General features: G+C 34.8%; 16 protein-coding genes and 1 pseudogene. 11 read left to right on the forward strand and 6 right to left on the reverse strand.

The features are described from left to right. Positions 1-276: 276 nt before the first annotated feature. On the reverse strand, positions 277-948 hold the full coding sequence (gene ntcA / locus F6K06_RS22700; protein WP_124146907.1) for a global nitrogen regulator NtcA: 672 nt from the start codon (positions 946-948) through the stop codon (positions 277-279). 319 nt (positions 949-1,267) lie between these two features. Here ntcA and fabI point away from each other — a divergent pair, with 319 nt between their 5' ends. The 6 genes and pseudogenes from fabI to F6K06_RS22730 all read left to right on the forward strand — a co-directional run bounded on the left by fabI (position 1,268) and on the right by F6K06_RS22730 (position 5,244). Beyond that, a complete protein-coding gene (gene fabI / locus F6K06_RS22705; RefSeq protein WP_124146906.1) occupies positions 1,268-2,044 on the forward strand; it encodes an enoyl-ACP reductase FabI in 777 nt (258 codons plus the stop codon). Between the two features lie 315 nt (positions 2,045-2,359). After that, positions 2,360-3,001: an imidazoleglycerol-phosphate dehydratase HisB gene (hisB, locus tag F6K06_RS22710; protein WP_124146922.1), complete on the forward strand. Its 642-nt coding sequence runs from the start codon at positions 2,360-2,362 to the stop codon at positions 2,999-3,001. Positions 3,002-3,377: 376 nt separating this feature from the next. After that, on the forward strand, positions 3,378-3,992 hold the full coding sequence (locus F6K06_RS22715; RefSeq protein WP_240039146.1) for a type I restriction endonuclease: 615 nt from the start codon (positions 3,378-3,380) through the stop codon (positions 3,990-3,992). 206 nt (positions 3,993-4,198) lie between these two features. Continuing rightward, on the forward strand, positions 4,199-4,333 hold the full coding sequence (locus F6K06_RS22720; RefSeq protein WP_275670438.1) for a hypothetical protein: 135 nt from the start codon (positions 4,199-4,201) through the stop codon (positions 4,331-4,333). Between the two features lie 49 nt (positions 4,334-4,382). Then, positions 4,383-4,732: pseudogene (locus F6K06_RS22725) on the forward strand (NACHT domain protein); the annotation flags it as partial. 125 nt (positions 4,733-4,857) lie between these two features. Further along, positions 4,858-5,244: a Holliday junction DNA helicase RuvB C-terminal domain-containing protein gene (locus F6K06_RS22730; protein ID WP_124146904.1), complete on the forward strand. Its 387-nt coding sequence runs from the start codon at positions 4,858-4,860 to the stop codon at positions 5,242-5,244. Positions 5,245-5,704: 460 nt separating this feature from the next. Here the strand turns inward: F6K06_RS22730 and F6K06_RS22735 are convergent, their stop codons facing one another. From F6K06_RS22735 to F6K06_RS22745, 3 genes are all read right to left on the reverse strand, one after another. Continuing rightward, positions 5,705-6,730 carry a DUF3179 domain-containing protein gene (locus F6K06_RS22735; protein ID WP_124146903.1) on the reverse strand — a complete coding sequence of 342 codons (1,026 nt, stop codon included), beginning with the start codon at positions 6,728-6,730 and terminating at the stop codon, positions 5,705-5,707. An 833-nt stretch (positions 6,731-7,563) separates the two neighbouring features. Further along, complete coding sequence (locus F6K06_RS22740) at positions 7,564-9,741, reverse strand: hypothetical protein (RefSeq protein WP_287239873.1); 2,178 nt, start codon at positions 9,739-9,741, stop codon at positions 7,564-7,566. Positions 9,742-10,224: 483 nt separating this feature from the next. Beyond that, positions 10,225-13,233, reverse strand: coding sequence for a GAF domain-containing protein (locus F6K06_RS22745; RefSeq protein WP_124146901.1), 3,009 nt, complete (start codon positions 13,231-13,233; stop codon positions 10,225-10,227). Positions 13,234-13,777: 544 nt separating this feature from the next. On the opposite strand from F6K06_RS22745, the gene F6K06_RS22750 reads away from it, so the two are divergent. The 5 genes from F6K06_RS22750 to F6K06_RS22770 all read left to right on the forward strand — a co-directional run bounded on the left by F6K06_RS22750 (position 13,778) and on the right by F6K06_RS22770 (position 17,811). Further along, on the forward strand, positions 13,778-14,968 hold the full coding sequence (locus F6K06_RS22750; protein WP_124146900.1) for a quinone-dependent dihydroorotate dehydrogenase: 1,191 nt from the start codon (positions 13,778-13,780) through the stop codon (positions 14,966-14,968). Between the two features lie 287 nt (positions 14,969-15,255). Beyond that, positions 15,256-15,921, forward strand: a complete 666-nt coding sequence (locus F6K06_RS22755) for a vancomycin high temperature exclusion protein (protein ID WP_124146899.1) — start codon at positions 15,256-15,258, stop codon at positions 15,919-15,921. Positions 15,922-16,298: 377 nt separating this feature from the next. Continuing rightward, the gene (locus F6K06_RS22760; protein ID WP_287239868.1) at positions 16,299-16,937 is read left to right on the forward strand and encodes a transaldolase family protein; all 639 of its coding nucleotides are present in this window, start codon (positions 16,299-16,301) and stop codon (positions 16,935-16,937) included. A 140-nt stretch (positions 16,938-17,077) separates the two neighbouring features. Further along, on the forward strand, positions 17,078-17,494 hold the full coding sequence (locus F6K06_RS22765; protein WP_124146897.1) for a XisH family protein: 417 nt from the start codon (positions 17,078-17,080) through the stop codon (positions 17,492-17,494). Continuing rightward, positions 17,482-17,811 (forward strand): XisI protein, encoded by a 330-nt coding sequence (locus F6K06_RS22770; RefSeq protein WP_124146896.1) that lies wholly within the window; start codon positions 17,482-17,484, stop codon positions 17,809-17,811. Before F6K06_RS22765 ends, F6K06_RS22770 begins: the two co-directional genes overlap by 13 nt. A gap of 160 nt (positions 17,812-17,971) precedes the next feature. Here F6K06_RS22770 and F6K06_RS22775 read toward each other — a convergent pair whose 3' ends face one another. Both F6K06_RS22775 and F6K06_RS22780 read right to left on the reverse strand, forming a co-directional pair. Next, on the reverse strand, positions 17,972-18,367 hold the full coding sequence (locus F6K06_RS22775) for a VWA domain-containing protein (protein ID WP_240039142.1): 396 nt from the start codon (positions 18,365-18,367) through the stop codon (positions 17,972-17,974). A 356-nt stretch (positions 18,368-18,723) separates the two neighbouring features. Further along, entirely contained in the window at positions 18,724-19,296 is a 573-nt protein-coding gene (locus F6K06_RS22780) for a TerD family protein (protein ID WP_124146895.1), read from the reverse strand. Positions 19,297-19,599: the final 303 nt, after the last annotated feature.

Below are 19,599 nucleotides of genomic sequence, written 5' to 3' on the forward strand. Positions count from 1 at the left end.
TAATTTAATTATGAGGTTGCCTTTAGTTTATTATCTCAGACTATATGCCTAATATCAAAAATTATAGACAGTAATTATTTATTTGACTAGCTATTAAATATAAAATTCTCTTAAATATAAAATTCTCTGGTTTCTATAAGGCAATCTCTTTACTTAATTAATATTTTATTTTAAGAGAAAATAGTATTATCTCCTCAGATTGCCATTATAAAATTTTTTTAGTTTACCCTCAGCAGTTATTTCATCTTGATTTTTACAGATATTTGTGTCTCTAAATCAGGTAAATTGTTGACTTAAAGCCACTGGGTTATGTACTGTAATTTTCTTCTTGTGAATAGATATCATTCCATCTTGCCGAAGGTCTCCAAGCAGACGAGTAACTGTCACCCTTGTTGACCCAATTGCTTCTGCAATTGCTTGGTGAGACAATTTCAAGTCTATGGTAATCCCATCTTTGCTAGGAACTCCAAAATCTCGACAAAGGATTAATAAAAAGCTAACCAGTCTAGACCCCATATCCCGGTGTGCCAAAGTTTCAATCATCATCTCTGTCTGTAAGATTCGAGATGAAAGTCCACGTAATAAAACAACTGACAAATCTGGATCTTCTCTGAGAGCTTTCTCCACCTGGTCAATTGGCACAGATATTAATTCTACAGGGGTAAAAGCTACTGCATGGTAGAAACGGTCAGACTTATGGCCTGTAATTAGAGACAATACTCCAAATACACTATTTTCCCGGAGTAAGGCCACTGTAATTTCATCTCCTGCTTCATACACCCTCGATAGCTTCACTGCGCCTTTAATTAGAACGTAGACGCGCTCTGCAGGGTCTCCTGGAAAAAATATTGTCTTGCCCCGTTCAAAAGTTTCTACAACTGGCGGATATGACCCACCAGATATATTACGGAAAACTGCTGCTAGCGGTCTATCATGCGTCACGACCAATTTCCTTACTCTCTAATAACTAACTAAACGTCTCTTAACCTTAATAGCTCAGTTCCTGAAATATACTATTAAGTTTCTACATATTGCTATATATATATTTAATATATTTAATACTTACTTTACTTTTATATTCATATATATTAGGGCAGTGAAACCGAGAAATTCAATTTCTCATTATGGCCATAGGTGCTAATATTATCTATAAATTTGCCTAATGTCAAAGATGCTATGTATTATAGCTTCTAAGTATGAAATTAAATTTTAGACTTTATTATTTGATTGAAAATTTTACTATAGTTTCTCAATAAATCAAGGTATTATGTTAGATTTAACAGGAAAAAATGCTCTAGTAACAGGTATTGCGAATAATCGTTCTATTGCGTGGGGAATTGCTCAACAACTCCACAAAGCAGGAGCAAATTTGGGGGTCACTTTTCTCCCGGATGATAAGGGTAGATTTGAAAAGAAGGTTTGGGAATTGGTAGAACCTTTGAGTCCTTCTTTATATTTACCCTGTAATGTTCAGGACGACGAACAGGTGAAGGCTACTTTTGCTGGAGTAGGGGAAAAATGGGGTAAGTTGGATATTTTGATTCATTGTTTGGCCTTTGCTGGTAAGGAGGAATTATCTGGGGATTTTAGTAATACTACTCGTGAAGGTTTTACTCGTGCTTTGGAAATTAGTTCTTATTCTCTGATTGATTTGAGTTCTGAGGCGAAGGAACTGATGACTGAAGGAGGAAGTATTGTCACTCTCACTTATTTAGGGGGCGTGCGGGTAGTTCCTAATTATAATGTGATGGGCATTGCTAAGTCTGCTTTGGAAATGAATGTTCGTTATTTAGCTGCGGAACTTGGTCAGAAAAATATTCGGGTTAATGCTATTTCTGCTGGTCCAATTAAAACTTTGGCTTCTTCGGCAGTGGGAGGTATTAAGGATATGATTCATCATGTGGAACAGATAGCTCCATTACGTCGGACTGTGACTCAAATTGAAGTTGGTAATACTGCTGCTTTTTTATGTAGCGATCTGGCAAGTGGCATTACTGGTCAGGTTATTTATGTGGATGCTGGTTATGAAATTATGGGAATGTGATTTTTAAGTCAAAATTCAAAATTCAAAAGTCAAAAGTTAAGGATAGCCAAATTGGTAGGGTGCGTTAGACGGCTTAAATTTAGACTATGAAAGGGATTCAGTAATCCGTCGTCACGCACCATTTTAGGTATGTCCTTCCACTACTGGACTAGACTTCTCAACGGTGCGTTACGGCGCAACCTAATATTTGACAGTTCAATGGTAGTTTGTGGTAAGCGCCTAACGCACCCTACTGGACTGTCATTTGATATTTTTCATCATTCTCAACCTACCTGTGAAAAATTAAAATTCAAAATTTATATTGATATTTTTATTATGCAGATAAGCGATCGCCATTCTTCATCTACTCCAGCAAAACTGAATTTGCCTGCCAGAGTTGCTTCGGTGAAACGGACGACTGGGGAAACTGATGTAACTGTTACTCTTAATCTTGATGGTGTGGGTAATTGTAAGGCTAATACTGGGATTCCTTTTTTAGACCATATGTTGCATCAAATTTCTTCTCATGGACTGATTGATTTGGAAGTTCATGCTGTGGGGGATATTGAAATTGATGACCATCATACTAATGAGGATGTGGGGATTACTTTGGGCCAGGCTTTAAAGCAGGCGTTGGGCGATCGCAAGGGTATTGTGCGTTTTGGTCATTTTTTGGCTCCTTTGGATGAGGCATTGGTTCAGGTGGCCTTGGACTTTTCTGGTCGTCCACATTTGAGTTATGGTTTGGAAATGCCTACTCAACGGGTTGGTACTTATGATACTCAGTTAGTGCGGGAATTTTTTGTGGCTGTGGCAAATAATAGTTTGATGACTTTGCATATTCGACAGTTGGCTGGAATTAATTCTCATCATATTATTGAGGCAGGGTTTAAAGCTTTTGCTCGTTCTCTACGGATGGCTACGGAAATTGACCCCAGGCGAGTTGGGGAAATTCCTAGTTCTAAGGGAGTTTTGTAAGAAAGGAGTCAGGAGTCAGGAGTCAGGAGAATGAAGTTATTCAAAATAAGCTGGCTGGACTTGTTAGTATTAGTGAATTTAAACAAGAATATCCTTCTAATCCATTAGACAAATAAGCAGTCATATCTACACTATGCTGCTCCCCAAGAATCAGCTATTCCTATAGAAGACTGGGATATGGAGAATTGTTGTGAAGAGGTTTTATGATTGTTTTGGACACTCATATTTTTGTTTGGTGGAATTAGAATGACCCTAAACTAACCAGTTACTATCTCTTTATTTCTATTCTATGTCCCTATTTCCTATTCCCTATTCCCTATTCCCTGTTTCCTAAAAGCAATGATTTATTATGGTTTAAACTGTTCAAGCTCAGGATATTACTCTAGAAGAATTACAAGAAAACTTTGAACTTCAACTAACAACTGATAGTCAATTTTTTCGGGAATGGCAAGACAATTTACCTTCTGTAACTGATGAAGAAAAACGCAGTTTAGAAAGAGTTAGAAGTAACTATTTTAATTTAGTTAATCGTCGCCCTTTATTGGAAGAGGGAGTCAAATTGGTTATTTTAGCACCTTTACTAGATTTAGCTGGATTTTTTAAACCTCCCTTTTCGATAATAACTGAAACTTCTGTGGAAATTTCTGATGAAGATAATGATTTAATTGTTAGAGGTAGAATAGATGTTTTAGTTCTGCAACAGAGATTTTGGATATTGGTTATTGAATCCAAAAAGACTAAATTTGATGTTACGGCAGCTCTACCTCAAGCTTTAGTTTATATGTTGAAAAATTCCCAAAATCATCGCCCAACGTTTGCTTTTTTGCTTAATGGTAGAGAGTTTGTTTTTGTTAAACTTCAAAAAGCAAATGTTCCTATATATAGTCGTTCTTATGCTTTGTCTATTGAGAAAGAAAATGAATTAGAGCAAGTTTTAGCAGCTCTCAAAAATATTGGTAATTTAAGTTATCAGTTATCAGTTAACGGTTAAATGAAACTGATAGCTGATATAGCAATCCTATTTTATTCGTGTCAAAAATCTTACTGCTTTTTAGGCAACAGGCAACAGGCAACAGGCAACAGGTGGGAGTTTCAGTTTTTTGATTTACTTTTTGATTTGTTACGACATATTTAGGATTACTATAGCTAACAATACAGAATGCTTACGATAGATTTAAGCTATTAGCCAATGAATTTATGGTTGTTTGGCAAGCTCAAACTAAGCAATGGTTAACTACAACCGATAAAGTTACTGCTTTGATTAATTTCCTTTCGGAAGAAAAACGGGTGGAACTCTTAAACTTTGCTCTAGGTCTAATTGAAAAATCCTAGAAAAAATTTTCTGCATTCGATTTGCTATTCCTAATTTGAGGTCTAATTTATGTTAGATAATATTGTTAAAACGATTATTAATGCTGCTAAATCTGCTGTTCCTCAAGCGATCGATGCAGCTCAACGAAATGAACTTGTTGTTAATACTTTAAAAAAATTAAAGCTTGACCCCACACAACCTCCGAAAGATGTTGATGGGGTTTATATTTATGCTTTGGTGGAATATGGTGTTGGTAAGGATGAGGCAATTTTGAAGCTTTTTCGGGAGAAACAAATAAAAAATGATTTTTGGAGTGCCTATTCTGCTAATTCTCCTATCAGTTTCTGGAATAAGGTTGATGATTTTATTGAATCTTATGCTTTGGGGATGAAATAAAAGAATCCCAGATTAATATTCGGTCAGAATTAGAAGAGTTTGGTCAAGTTTTTATTCGTGTGGCAAAGCGGACTAAATCTCCAGAATTTCGCCCTTATCCAGATTGGAATTTTGACGAAAGTTGGTGGCTGCAAGCGGGAATAATTTTATGTATTTGAGTCGGGTGTTGGGTGGTATCCCCCCTACTGTTGTAGGAGTGTGGGAAGAGGGGGAAGAGGGGGAAGAGGGGGCGAATGGCATTCGCCCTTGGGACTTCTCTACGGCAGGTTTAGAGGAATATTACCACAGTTTGTGGCCAAAAATGGCAGGTGACGGTTTGTCAGAAATTGAGTTAGAAGTGCTGAGAGTGTTAGTTGAGCAAGAAAAAGCAGTTTCCGTGGAGACTATAGCTCAATTCATAGATGTGGATGAATATGATGTGGAAGAAGTGCTGGAAAGTTGGTTGGAATTTTTACATTGGCAAGAAATTGGGGGAGAAATTTGTTATAGTTTGTATCATTGGAGTTTCCGTGACTTTTTGCAGCTTAGGGTTTAGTATTCTCTACTGATATCATTTCTCAAAAACTTTTCTACATTTTATTGAGTAGTAGGGACGTTGTATGCAACGTCCCTACAGGGAGGGAACCCCCCCTAACCCTACCGCTAATACACTCTACTGGACCGACAAATCTAAAATGGTGCAATAGAAAATGGGGGGGGTGGGGGAATGAGGTGAGGGTGTGATCTCAAATCCGTTTAATTGGACATAAAAAAAATCTTCAATCGCCATAACTACGTTTATTTTTGTAATTTTTTCTCCTCCTGACTCCTGACTCCTGACTTCCCCTCCACCGGAGGGGTTAGGGGTGGGTTGACTCCTCCTAACTTAACAATTCTATGGCTGTTTAACCGGATTTGATATGATGGGATGATTACGAAAAAGGCTAATGCACTATTTTAGTGAAACAGTCCACTACTGGACTATTGACGGTGCGTTACGCTGTCGCTAACACACCCTACTGGACTTGTGGAAAAAATGCTGGATAAACAAAAGCAAAAGCGGTGGAACTAGGGATAGTTGTACCATCGAATTCTTCAACAATAACGGTTTGCATTTGACTGTCCCATTTAGCGCGTATTTTTCGCCTATTAAACTCTACAATTTTTTCTTTTAGTTGCTTAATTTCTGAATGTAAAAACTGAACACTACTACCTGAGAAATAATTTTCAGGTGTTTCTCGGTCTGCTTCCCAAACATAGCTAATAATAGCCTTGGGATGTTGGTTAAGTTGTGCTTGATTTCTGACTGGAAAAATCAACATTTTATCGGTATAGTAACTGCCATAAGGATAGTTAAAATAGTCACGTTTATAACCTGTTTTTGTAGATAAAATCTTACTATTAGGATACACTGCTAACCAATTTTCTAGAGTAGTTTTAATAGCAGAAATTCTATTCAAATTACTGTTAACATTCTGACCAAGAATACCAATAGCCCAAGGTTGAGAATAAAGAGTACTATTAGAGCGGTCATACATAACTAAACAACTTTGATAAAGTTTGCCAGAAACTCCATAAGTTGTATTGCCACGTTCAAATGCGATTATAGTGTCACAAAGAGGGCAATAAGAAACAGTAATATTCATTCCTCCTACTGTATCATTAACAATTTCATGCCAATTCATAATGCCAAAAGGATAAGCAACAGCTTCACCGTTTATTTCTATACCAATTACTGTTTCATTAGTGGGAAAAGGTGTTGTTGTCGCCGTATCAAATTTCGGATTATCAATAGAAGGAATACCATTTTTTGGCGGTCCGCCATTCAAAAGTTCAGCTAAATTAATTCGACTATATTTCTGAGGGTCGAGATTTTGTGCTTGAATATCTTGGAGTTCTCTATCTTGATTATTGAGATATTGTGTGAGATTAAAATAGCGAAGTTTAAAGTTATTCCAGCTACCTGCTTGTAAGACTATAGAACTCAAACCCAAGCTAGCAAATAAAGCAGTATTGAGAATTATTTTAGCTACTTTTTTCATAATTCAATAAGGAAAGAAGAAGGAAGAAGGAAGAAGAAGGAAGAAGTAATATCGTCCGCTTGAATACTTATACTGCTGATAGCTAATAACTGACGGCTGAATGCTTACGTTTATTTATACTATAATTGGAATATTTTCTTGAGAATTATCAGGATTTTTACCTAAAAATTAAGGTATAAAGCCTCTCCATTCATAGAGAAAAAAGCGGTCGAGGGGTGGTGAAGTCTCCTCGCCAGATTCAATCAACCAAGAAAATAAAAAAAATCCTTTTAGCCAATCCTCTTATTTATAAGAAGAGGTAATAATGAACAATTAATAATTAACAATTAATTGTTGAACCTACTTTATTTTTATTTTGTAAAATTACAATATTTTCAGTTTTAAGAATGCTGTACATACCTTAAATTTAACTGAGTTAAAAATGAAGTTAAGATAAATAATTAGGGTTTGCTGAAAAAGTCTTATGGGTGAGGGTAGAAGACAGGAGACAGGAGAAATAGGAATGAGCGAGGAGGTAGGAGCTAAGTTTTGTCCCTAGATTTTTCTGCCCAACTATGAGCCTAAAATACGCTCCTTTTTGAGCGTGAAGAGCTGATTCCCAGGCACTGCAATTCGACTTCAAAAAGGCTAAAAGCTTTATCTGTAAATACTTTTAGATTTAATCAGCAAGCCCTAATTATATCTTGTCATTTCAGTTATCATATAGAACCCAGTTATATAAGTTATATAATAGTATGTTGATAATTCTATAATTACTCCCTACTCCCCTACTCCCCTACTCCCCTACTCCCTACTCCCCTACTCCCTACTTCCTATTTTGTAGAAGATATCTATTACATCATATCTCTTTCAAATTCAAATTCAGAAATTGATTTTTCTCCTTCCTGTTTCTGTGCTCGAACTAAAGGAATTAAATAATTATGAGCTAATTGATAGCTATCTTGCGGTAAATCTGGCAGCAGTAAAATTAATCCTCGAGCAACTAATACATCTAAAACTAAATCTAGTTTATGGCGTTGCATTAATAACTCTGATGCTAATTCAGCATGAGTTTTTAGAGGGCGAGTACCATGTTCATTTGTTAATAAGTATAAGACAGATATTGCTGTTCGTCCGTTCAGAAAGCCACAATCTTTTATTACTCCATCTAAAAAATTTATTGTGAGTTTTTTGATAGGATTATCTCCTAATTTATGGTATGCTTCAACAGTTGTAATTGCTTCTTCTTGAAGTTCAGTGCCTACTACTTGCAATTCTATCGGACTTACTGTATTATCTGCTGAACTTAAATCTTTTACTACTTGAGAAATTAAATCTGGCTCCCAATTTAATTGAGCAGGTTCAATTAAGTTTTTGATAATTTCTTGACTATGATTTGGCTCAAAATTACTTATGTAGTAAAGAATTTCCTTAGATAAAATTTGATAGTTAATTACTGCTTCTAAGTTTGTCAGGCGGTCGCATTCTAATAAGTAATGTAAGTAATCTGTTTGGATAGATAAAACTACTTTGACAAAATTCAAGCTTAAACAGTCATATAAAAATTTATAAAGTGGTAGTCTTTGAGCTGGTTTGGGACAGACAGTAAATAACTCTTCAAACTGGTCTAAAATTAATACTTTTAAATTATTTTTTTGATGTTTTTTACGCAATGTTTCTAGTACATATTCTAGATTCCAAGTTGCAGAGTCAGAATTTCTCATCCAATCTGTATAGACTCGTAGTGGTATGAGTGAAATTGCTTGATTATCTTCTGAATTTTCTGCGAGTAGAGTAGGTATTAACCCAGAATTAATTAAAGAACTTTTACCCACACCAGAGACACCATGTATAATTATTAGTTTATGGTTCTGGCTTTTGATTCTTGCCACTAAATTATTCACGTCTTCTAGACGACCGGAAGTTTTAATTTCTCTAGGAATTATCGGACTATTATCAGATTTTTGTTGTGGTTGTAATGGATTTATTCCTATAAAAGCCTTTAATCCATATTGATGCTCAAGTCGTAATTTTTCTTCTTTGATTCTGGCAGATTTTCCATATTTGTCTTGGTCAAAATAAAGTTTTTTTAATGCTTTTAGTATGGAAATATAAGAGTGTAAATTATGATGGGGGCTTGTTTGTTGTCGCGCTTTTTCTAGTTGATTAACAGTAGCTTGCCACTCTTCTAAATTACTTTGAGATTCACTTAAAATTGAGAAATAAGAATTCTCATATTGTGCAATTTCTACAGGATTTCCCATAGATTGATTTTGAATGGCAACTGCTAATTCTGCTAATTGACTAGCATGGTCCCATTTTGACTCGTGCATTGCTGCCTCAGCCAAAAATCCGTAATCTTGAGCAATTTGCTCTTCTGTACCGTAAGTTAAATGTAGTTCTAAAGCGCGTTGAGCAAGCTTGTATAAATCGCTCCATGCTTCTAATTTTTTCAGAACTTCACCTTGCTGAATGATAAATTTAGCTACTAATTCTTGTCGGTCTATTTGAGCAAATAAATCTAGGCTTTGCTGAAAATTATTTTGTGCTTGTTGCCAATAATTATTTTTTTGTTCTACTGGAATGTTTAAATTGCCTTGATGCTCATAACATAATCCGATATAAAAGAGGACAATTCCTATTTTTTCTAATCTTTCATTGATTTGTTGAGTGACTGCTTCCCCTGGTAAATTTTTTGTACTTTTTTCCCAGATTAATAGGCTATTTTTAAACTTATTTAATCCTTGCTTTATTTGATGATTAGCATACTCTTCTCGACCAAGAATAAAATCTATATTGGCAATGTGTAATGGTAATATTGGCTGTATTTTATAATTACTATATAACTGTTCAATTGCTGCTTTTAGTTGTTGGCTCTCTGTGGCATTCAGAATATTTGAATTGCTTTGAAACTGAATAATATGAGAATCTAAAAGATTAGAAAAAATTTTACTGGTACAGTCTTCAATTACACTAATAGCTGTAGTATAAATAAGTTGAGCTACATTTTTTGCTTGGTATTTATCAGTCATAGCTAAGATTTTTAATTTTTACTAACAGGCCAAAGAGTCTGAATTGATCTTTTTCAATTATGGTAATTAGTTTTAATTTTAATTCATTTTAACACTTGTCAGGATTATAAGTAATACCAAATTAATAAATATTTGCTACAAATAGCTAGGATATTTCTTAGGAGTCAGGAGTTAGGAATACCGAGTCAGAATGAATAGCTTCAATACCATTTTTCAGGTCGAAAATCATTCTTTTTGTCAAAGGACATATCCTGCATTTGTTTTTTTATTCCTCTTATTATTCGTAACATTCTTTTTTCACACTTGGTATAATATCATGTCCGGTTAAATACTTATAAATAATGATGAAGGTGTCAGGTGTCAGGTGTCAGGTGTCAGTAGGGAAGAAGAAGGAAGAGGAAAAGAAAGTTTTTTATCACCCTATTAAACGGACATGATATAAATATCAAATTTTGTAGAGAAGGGAGGAAAAATTTGTAGAAATCAAAGGTGAGCTAAGGGTAAAAGTAACTTACTTTCTACTAAACCACTTTCTTGTAAATTTAACTCTAGCTCTCCTCCCATTTGTTGAATTAGTCGCCGACAGATAATTAAATGCTTGCCTGGAGGTGAAACCAAGAGAGAAGGTTCTAATACATCTGGGATAGAAACGGAGTTAAATTCTGCAATTAATTTTGAGCTAATCTTACCTGCATCAATAATAGAAATTTCAAGCCATTCTTCATCTAAAGTTTGGCATTTAATATCGATTTTTCCTCCTGTTTGAGAACGACTACAGGCACTAATCAAAAGCTCGTAAACAACTAATTCTAATTTAATAAGATCTCCATAAATATTCAAATTTCCTTCCCGATGAACTTCTAATTGCAGTTGTCTTTTTTTTACTTGGGAATCAATGCGAATGAGCGATCGCCTCAACAAATTAGCTACAGAGACAACATCAAAATTTGCTTGTAAATGCCATTTTTCTTGTGTCAATAATGAAGTAGTAGACGATAACACATTGCCAATTTGCCTTAGTAATTGCTGATAACGTAGATTTGTCAATACATTTTTTTGTTGGGCAGGATTTTCTGATGGAGTATAATGCAATTCACTTAACTGCTTAAAACCAGAACCAACAGTACGGTAAAGTTCTTCTAAACGCTTTTGTTTATACCAATTCAACCACTCTAGTTCTTCTCGCTGAGATTCTAAAGCAGTCTTTACTATTAAATAGCGACGCGACCATGCAAACTGAGAAACCAAATGAGTCAATAAATTTTTCAGAGTTTCAGTAGGAGAATGTGGTTGTGGCAGTTCTGTTTTTTGCCATAAAATTTTGTGAGGGTCTGCAATTAACAATATACCCGTCGGTTGATGTTCAATAGCAGTACGCAAAGCAGTTGCTACGACCTGACCGCTATCAAGAATATTGAGCCACCGTAAAGTTTTTGCTGGTACATCACTCACACTCAGATGCAACCAACCATTTGTAGAAATTATTTGTTGAATCCAAGAATCAGTACGAACTGGAATCGAAATTTTATCAGTGCTAGTAATATGACACTCAGGATAACTATAGCTCATAACTCTACCTGTTTGTGATAATGGATACCAGGTAATTAAAGCAACTAGGGGAATAGTTTGCGGGTTGAGATCTGCTATTTCCACAATTGCTTGAGCAATAAATTCGAGAAAGTTTCCTTCTAGACGGTCTAGAGATAAATTTCCTAATACACTCAGTTCTCCGACTGGTTCCAAATTTTTCACTTCTTGTAATAATAAGGAGTTGGAAGAGTTAATCAATACTTTTGTTGAATTTGGAATTATTGTAGTTGGTTGTAAAGCAGTTAAACCAGACTGAAGATATTGCGTATATTGTTGCTGCTTGTTTATGAGCTGATTAATATGTCTTTGATGCAGGAGAAAACCTAACTGTTGACTGGCAATTTGGACTAATTCTCGTTCATTGCGATTCCAGGTGCGAGGGGTTTCATAACCAATAATTACGAGTCCTTCGGGTTGGTTATATTGATCGCCTTGATTTTTTGTAATAAATTCTTCTTGCTCCTTTTTCCCCGCTCCTATTGTCCTGCACAACAGAAGAGAACGTACTCCAAGTTTCTCAAAATCTTCCTGCCAAGCATTCAATATATGACTTTCTGACCAATTTTCAATTCCTACTACTTCAGTGTTTCGTCCTAGCAAGGTCATATCCTCCTTGCTGAGGGTGGGTAGAGAAGTTTTGACTGTTCGACTTTGAGTAGAATGATTTTGATAAACAACTTCAAACTGCCCTCTGTTGCGGATTGCCAACATAAAATATTTAGCACCTAAGCGCTGAGATATTTTTTCTGCCGTTGTTTTTAGGGTTTTCTGCCAATCATCATCACCGTAAATAGCGCGAGTGATGCCTGCAGTTAAAGTCTGGTCTAGTTTAGCTTGACGAATTTTGTCCTCCATTTCTGAGAGGGGAGAAGTTAAAGCTAGCAGTTGACCTACCCCTTGCAAATAGTTTTTTTCATCATCTTGCCATGGACGGTTGTGTTGTTCTTCTACAGCAATAAATCCTAATAGTTCGTCTTCTAAGATAATTGGTGCTGCTAATACAGAAGCAGCTCTAATTTGTCGGATTAATCTGCGAATAATATCGCTGTCTACAGAAGTGTAATATTCTCCAATGCAAACAATTTTTCCTGCTAATAGTACATGATAGAATTTACCTAAATCTTGCAATGTAATGCCAGAAGCAGGACGTTTAAAGTCGCTCCATTCTACTATTACTTGATGATTACTCGCACGACGCCAAAAATAGCGTCCATTGGGATAATACCAGTAAATATTTGTGCGGGATGGCTGTAAAAATTGATGAGTTATTTCTACAACTGTTTCGAGGCGTTGATCTAAAGTCGTTAATTTTCCTAATTGAGATAGTAATGAGAGTATTGGTTCATCAGGTCGTTTTGCTTGTTGATGTTGCCATTCTTTTTCTATTTTTTGTAATGTTTGTCCTAGTTCACCCCAGATTAAAGATAGTAGTGCTTTTTCTTCTGATTCTAAAGAACTTCCCCACTCTTGTGAACCCATTAAGGCAATACCAAAACATTTTTCTTTGTAATGTATGGGAAAGAAAATTGTACCTTTAATATGATATGTTTGTGCTATTTTTACCCATTCTCCAACTTGCTTTTCTGCCCTTAAGTCAGCGACTTTAATTGCTTTTCTTTTCATTAATACTTGTTCTAATATATCTCCATGACTTATGGTGAATTTTTGTTTGAGAGCAGAAATTTCACCATTGGGAGTAATTCCGCCTTTGCCTACTATTTTATTTGCTAATCGATCGTACAAACAGACCCAAATCAAACAATAATCAAATTCTGACTGAAGATAATTTATGACTTTTTTAATGAGAAAATCTAAATCTTCTTCTTCTCTAATTGCTCTAATTATGCTTTCTAAAGCAATCAGATTATTATGATTTTTTTCGGCTTCATTTTTTTTTAACATCGATGGATTATCCTGATTATTTAATAGTTATTTTGAGAAGAAAAGAAATAAATTATAGTATGTCAGCTTAATTAGTTAGCTTGTGGTCAAAAACTTTCTATTCCTATGGTCTCTTGTTTTATTTCTGCCCTCATAACCCATATTCGGCACCCCCTATTACTGTTTATTTATCAGCATTCAACTGGACATCATATTCTCAATATTTTTGACTAATCAGTATTAATTTTTTGTCCGCTAAATCTGTAAATACGATTTAATATCAACTTTAGATAAGCCGTTATCAATAAAATATCTTGTTTTTGCTGATGAGAAAAAGAGATTGTATGAAATTCTCCTGTTGAGACCTTGCATATCTATACTCTTACTGCTGTTTCCCTTATTTATCATTAGTATTCCAGCTAACTCGATCTAAATGATATATTGATGATCGAGAATTAATTAGTGTGCTTTGATCAAAAAGAGTCTTGTCATTCCAAGATTATACCTGATAAAAATTTGAGTTTTAATTTTTAGTTTTTAATTGTCAACTACTATTTAGAATCAAGTGTTAAATATTTATCGTTCTGTCATATTTCCGACTCTATTTTCTGGATTAAAAGCTGATCCAGAATGGGTACATCATCAACTTCTAAATATTCTCAGTTTTATGGATACTAACTCCTCCAGTAAACTAATAAGTAGCTTGCAGACAATAATGCAAAAATCTTTATGTTTTGAGGATATTCGCCTAGAACAAACTTTGTGGGGATTAAACTTTAAAAATCCCGTGGGTTTAGCTGCAGGATATGATAAAGATGGTGTGGCCATTAATGCCTGGCCTCAATTAGGTTTTGGGTTTGCTGAACTTGGTACAGTTACTCTTCATCAACAACCGGGAAATCCTCAGCCAAGATTGTTTCGTTTGCCAATGGATCGAGCTGCTTTGAATAGAATGGGATTTAATAATCAAGGTGCTGCTGCTTTAGCTATGAGATTACAATCTCAAGGAAAAAATATTCCAGAGGTTCTCAGATTACAGGAGAATAATTATTCTTTTTATCCGAATTTTTTCCCTTATGGTATAAATATTGGTAAATCCAAGATAACCTCTTTAGAGGCAGCAGCAACCGATTATTTAGGTAGTTTTAAGTTGTTAAAAGATTGGGGTGATTATTTTGTAGTCAATGTTTCTTCTCCTAATACTCCTGGGCTACGTTCCCTGCAAAACACTGAAAACTTAAGTAATATTTTAGCAGATTTACAAGCAGAAAATAAAGGTGTTAAGCCAATTTTAGTTAAGATTGCACCAGACTTAGAAAAAGAAGCGATCGCCTCAATACTAGACCTGATTAAACAATATCAAATCTCTGGAATTATTGCCACCAATACAACTATTTCCCGTGATGAATTAAAAACTAAAATTATTGCCAAAACTGGTAAACTTGTCACTGAAGAAGCAGGTGGAATTAGTGGCGCACCATTAACTCAAAGAGCAACAGAAATCATTAAATTTATCTGGCAAGAAACTCAAGGAAAATTACCAATTATTGGTGTAGGGGGTATATTTACTGTAGAAGATGCTTGGGATAAAATTACTGCGGGGGCAAGTCTAATTCAAGTTTACACAGGATGGGTCTATCAAGGACCGGGAATGGTCAAACAAATTCTCCAAGGATTACTGCAAAAGTTAGATGAAAGAGGATTAAATTCTATTTCTGAAGCAATTGGTTTGGCACACAAAGGGAATAGGGAATAGGGTTCAACAATTAATAATTATTAATTACCTCTCCTTGAAAACGTAATTGATTGATGAACAGGAAAAAAATATTTATTATCCCCTTAAAATGGGATAATTTAAACCACAATTTTCCGGTAAATAATGGATGATTGGTATACGATGATCGATTTTAATTTTGATGATTGAAGATGCCTGATAGTAGTTAATACTAAGCTTTTATCCCTGATTTTACCTTGTATTAAAAGTTTATTTATCAGGATTTGATATAACACCTAACACCTAAAATATACAACCTATTTTTAATTATGTTACCTAAATTATTTTTACTCAATCAACGCTTAATTTTTCTAGTTTTAATATTAACAATACTACTAATTCCTCTAGCTTTAAACGTTTATGTCAGAATAGCGACAAGCAAATATCGATACAAAAACCCGGAAGAAGTGCCAGAGCAACCTATTGCTATAGTTTTTGGGGCCGGAGTATGGGACGATGGTACTCCCACGCCAATGTTAGCTGACCGAGTACAAGGAGCTGTTAACTTGTACAAAACTGGTAGTGTTAAAAAAATTTTGATGACTGGTGACAATGGTACTCCTGATTATAATGAAGTGAAAGCAATGCAAGAATATGCAATTTCCCGTGGTATACCTGTTGATGATATTACTTTAGATTATGCTGGTTTTAGCACTTATGAAAGTTGTTATCGTGCTAAAGAAATATTTGGCATTACCCAAGCAGTTTTAGTAACTCAAAGTTATCATTTGCCTCGTGCGGTTTATACCTGTCGTCAACTGGGAGTAGATGCTACAGGTTTAGGTACACCAGATTGGGGAAAGTTTAGAAATGATTCTATGAGACGTTATTCTCTCCGCGAACTTTTGGCAGTCTTAAAAGCATTGTTAGAGGTTCATATTACTCGCCCTCGCCCTACTTTTTTAGGACCTTTTGAGGGAATTAGTAGTAGGTAGTAGGTTGTAGGTTATACCAAGCGCGATCAATGTTTGCTACATTTTCGCATTGGGGGAACTTACCCCTAACCCCTCCCAGGAGGGGAATGTGGGGAGAGGGGGAAGAAATTAAAAAATATATATCTTCCTTTGTTCCCTCCTGAGGACTGAGGACTGACTTCTTAGTAATTAAGGTGTTGCACAGTGACGAATGATTTGATATTTTTGATTGAATTGGATTGTGGATTAATCAATTGCTAGAATGATTAATATTAGGTTTTTCTTAGTCAAAATCTAAAGCAATTTTTGGCAAAATCATTCCATAATGTGCAACCCCGTAATTAAAATTAATATCATACACGTGCTTCAGCAACGCCAATTTTTGTAGGAGAAAAAAAATGGTTCTTTATCTTGATTCCGCAATAGTAACAGAAGCTAGAGTTGCCAGTAAATTTGGTTGGATATCTGGTGTGACAACTAACCCTACTTTGTTAGTAAAAAGCGATTTGTCTCCAGAAGCTACATTAAAGGAACTTTCAGAAATTGTTTCTGGAGAATTATATTACCAACTTACTGCTACTAATTTTGATGACATGATGGCAGAAGCGAAAACTGCATCAAAATTAATTGGCCATAAAATAGTTCTGAAAATTCCGGCAACTGCCACTGGTTTTCAAGCTCTATCTCATCTGTCTGGAGAAATTAATTGTTCTGTGACAGGAATATATCATCCCGCTCAAGCAGTAGTAGCTGTAGAGGCGGGTGCTAAATATGCGATCGCCTATGTTAACCGGGCAACAAGATTATTGGGAGATGGTTTAAAGTTGGTACGGGAAATGGCTGAGGTAGTGCAGGGTAGCGGTACAGAAATTTTAGCAGCAAGTATAAAATCTCCTGATGAGGCTGTGGCCACTTTACTGGCAGGTGCTAATCATCTGACATTACCATTTTCTGTTTTACAAGCAATGACTACTCAGGAGTTATCAGAGCAAACTTTTAAAGAGTTTAATGAAAAAGGGCGAGGAATTATGTATTAATTGGCGATTATAAAATATCTGTAGGAGATAGTTTATATTGAGGATAAATATTGAATTTTCAAGGTTTCTTAAAAGCTTGCTCCTGCGGCTAGAGATAATAACTATTTATACTAATGTAATTGTGTTAATCATTAAATTCTGTGTCAGCCAAAGATATATTTCATCAATCAGTTTGTATCGCTATTGAAAAAGATGGCTGGAAGATTACTAACGATCCGCTTTATCTGAAAGTAAATGATGTAGAATTTTACATAGATTTAGGTGCAGAAAGATTAATTGCAGCCGAAAAAGCCGATCAAAAAATTACCATAGAAATTAAGTCTTTCTTAGGTACATCAGCAGTTACAGAATTTCATCTCGCTTTAGGGCAAATTCTCAATTATAGGTTAGCTTTAAAACTGGAAGAACCAGAAAGAATTCTCTACTGGGCAATTCCTCAAGATACTTATGAAGATTTCTTTTCTCGTCAATTTATTCAAGATTCTTTGGCGGAATATAAAATTAAACTCTTAATTTTTGATTCTATCAAACAGGAGGTCGTGTTATGGAAAGAATAGATTACTCTCAACTTATCCAAAAAATTCTCACCGAACATTCAGTTAATAATGGAAAAAATAACACAGAAATTCAACTTCTATTTGACACAAAACGCCATCATTACCAAGTCTTAAATATAGGCTGGAAAGAACAAAAAAGAATCTATGGTGTGATTATTCATGTTGACTTAAGAGATAATAAAATATGGATTCAAAGAGATGGAACAGAAATCGGAATTGCCAATCAATTAATAACTGCTGGAGTTCCTAAAAAAGATATTGTCTTGGGGTTTTATGCCCCATATAAACGTAGTTTAACTGAATTTGCTGTTAGTTAGTAATGATTACTATATAGACAATAAAAGTTGCAGTAGCCTGGTTTGAACACCAGACTATATTATACCAAATCCTGTGATCAAAAGGTAATCCTCTTTACCCCTGTTGCCTGTTGCCTGTTGCCTGTTGTCTGTTGCTTTACCCTTGTGATAAAATTCCTATCTAAAACTGCCAAAAATTTGGCTCAAAAGACGACCATTTTAACTGGTTTTGTGTTTCCTCTTCATCAGTAGTTGCCCCATCAGTGACAAACATTACATAAATGGGTTTATCTGCAGCAAAAGGAGAATTTCTACTATCGCCATTTCCCTCCGGAAAATAGAAATTTCTAATCATTTTCATGGCTTTGCCATAATAAGTTCCTGTTTCTAGAAGATATTCTTCTTCTATGTTTGGAATAAAATCTTGGAAGTTACCTAAAGTCATTTCTCCTACCCGATGAGAATGTTGTCCAAACAGAAAAATTTCTATAGAACCGTTATCATCGAACCTACGCTCTAGAGCTAATATTTTTTCTGCTAAAGTTTGAATTTTACCAGATGAATAAATGTAGGACATGGAGCCAGAAATACCTAGACAAAGTGCAACTTTAGCCTAATGATTTGTCAGATTTGCCTTGAGGATTGAAATGTCTGCTTTTTTAGCAAGATCGATTAATCTAGGAGCATCTCTTTCAATTTTTTCGAGAGATATGGGCATAATTTTTTACCTGATTAAATTTGATTAAATAAAAAAATATTCTTCATTGATTGCCAAATTCCTAAATTATTCTAAGTAGAGCAAGCTAAAAAAAAGACGTTGCATTTTTAATCAAAAAAACCCTAAAGGCAATCAATATAAACTTTTGAGCTAATTTACAATTTGATACATAGCGCCCAAAATTTACCATGTTCTACTTAATAATATTAGCTGATTTAAGAGGCATATTTATCGACAAATCCCTGTAAACCTGAATTATAACCTTGTCCGACAGCTTGGAATCTCCAATCATTATCTTTGCGATAAAGTCTGCCAAATTCTAGAGCTGTTTCTCGTGAAAAATCTTCTTCTAATTCATATTTGGCTACTTCTTCTTCGGTGGTAATATCGTAGATTCTAATAAAAGAATTTCTAACTTGTCCAAAGTTTTGTCTTCTGGCATCTGCTTCATGGATAGTCACTACAAATACTATTTCTTGAATAGCTTGGTCTACTATTGTTAAATCAATTTCTATTACTTCATCATCTCCCGAACCTTCTCCTGTTCTACTATCTCCTGAATGTTTAACAGAACTATCTGGTGAGATGAGATTATTGTAGAAAACAAAGTATTTTTCTGCTGGAATTTTTCCATTAGCTCCTAACATAAATACAGAAGCATCTAAGTCAAATGCTGACCCTGTGTCTGTAGTATTTATATCCCATCCCAAGCCAATACCTGCTTGCTTCAAATTGGGAGATTCTTTGGAAAGATTTACTCTTTCACCTTTGCTGAGATTAATAGACATAATTTACCTCTTGCGTCATCTTATTTGCTCATTTATATTATACAGTAAATACTATTGATAAAAATTAGTATATTAGGTGATAAACTGAGTATTTAACTATTTTGGGTTTGGTGATATTCATTTGTTGATATAATATTAATTATCCAGTATTTTTGACCGGATAATTAAGGTTTAAAGCCTCTGTTTTAAAGAATAAATAAATTAAACAAAACTCTGTTCACCAATCCTATAACTGTCAGGATTGGTGATGATTAATTATTAATTATTAACTAGCTATTAGCTTTTAGTATTTCCGTACCGGAA

The sequence above is a fragment of the Okeania sp. SIO1H4 genome (assembly GCF_010672695.1).
GTDB lineage: Bacteria > Cyanobacteriota > Cyanobacteriia > Cyanobacteriales > Microcoleaceae > Okeania > Okeania hirsuta.

Coding starts and splice junctions, on each gene's coding strand:
- F6K06_RS22740 (WP_287239873.1), bottom strand. CDS start 9,741: ATGACTGATAAATACCAAGCAAAAAATGTAGCTCAACTTATTTATACT.
- F6K06_RS22780 (WP_124146895.1), bottom strand. CDS start 19,296: ATGTCTATTAATCTCAGCAAAGGTGAAAGAGTAAATCTTTCCAAAGAA.
- F6K06_RS22770 (WP_124146896.1), top strand. CDS start 17,482: ATGGAAAGAATAGATTACTCTCAACTTATCCAAAAAATTCTCACCGAA.
- fabI (WP_124146906.1), top strand. CDS start 1,268: ATGTTAGATTTAACAGGAAAAAATGCTCTAGTAACAGGTATTGCGAAT.
- F6K06_RS22745 (WP_124146901.1), bottom strand. CDS start 13,233: ATGTTAAAAAAAAATGAAGCCGAAAAAAATCATAATAATCTGATTGCT.
- hisB (WP_124146922.1), top strand. CDS start 2,360: ATGCAGATAAGCGATCGCCATTCTTCATCTACTCCAGCAAAACTGAAT.
- F6K06_RS22775 (WP_240039142.1), bottom strand. CDS start 18,367: ATGTCCTACATTTATTCATCTGGTAAAATTCAAACTTTAGCAGAAAAA.
- F6K06_RS22720 (WP_275670438.1), top strand. CDS start 4,199: ATGGTTGTTTGGCAAGCTCAAACTAAGCAATGGTTAACTACAACCGAT.
- F6K06_RS22755 (WP_124146899.1), top strand. CDS start 15,256: ATGTTACCTAAATTATTTTTACTCAATCAACGCTTAATTTTTCTAGTT.
- F6K06_RS22730 (WP_124146904.1), top strand. CDS start 4,858: ATGTATTTGAGTCGGGTGTTGGGTGGTATCCCCCCTACTGTTGTAGGA.
- F6K06_RS22760 (WP_287239868.1), top strand. CDS start 16,299: ATGGTTCTTTATCTTGATTCCGCAATAGTAACAGAAGCTAGAGTTGCC.
- F6K06_RS22735 (WP_124146903.1), bottom strand. CDS start 6,730: ATGAAAAAAGTAGCTAAAATAATTCTCAATACTGCTTTATTTGCTAGC.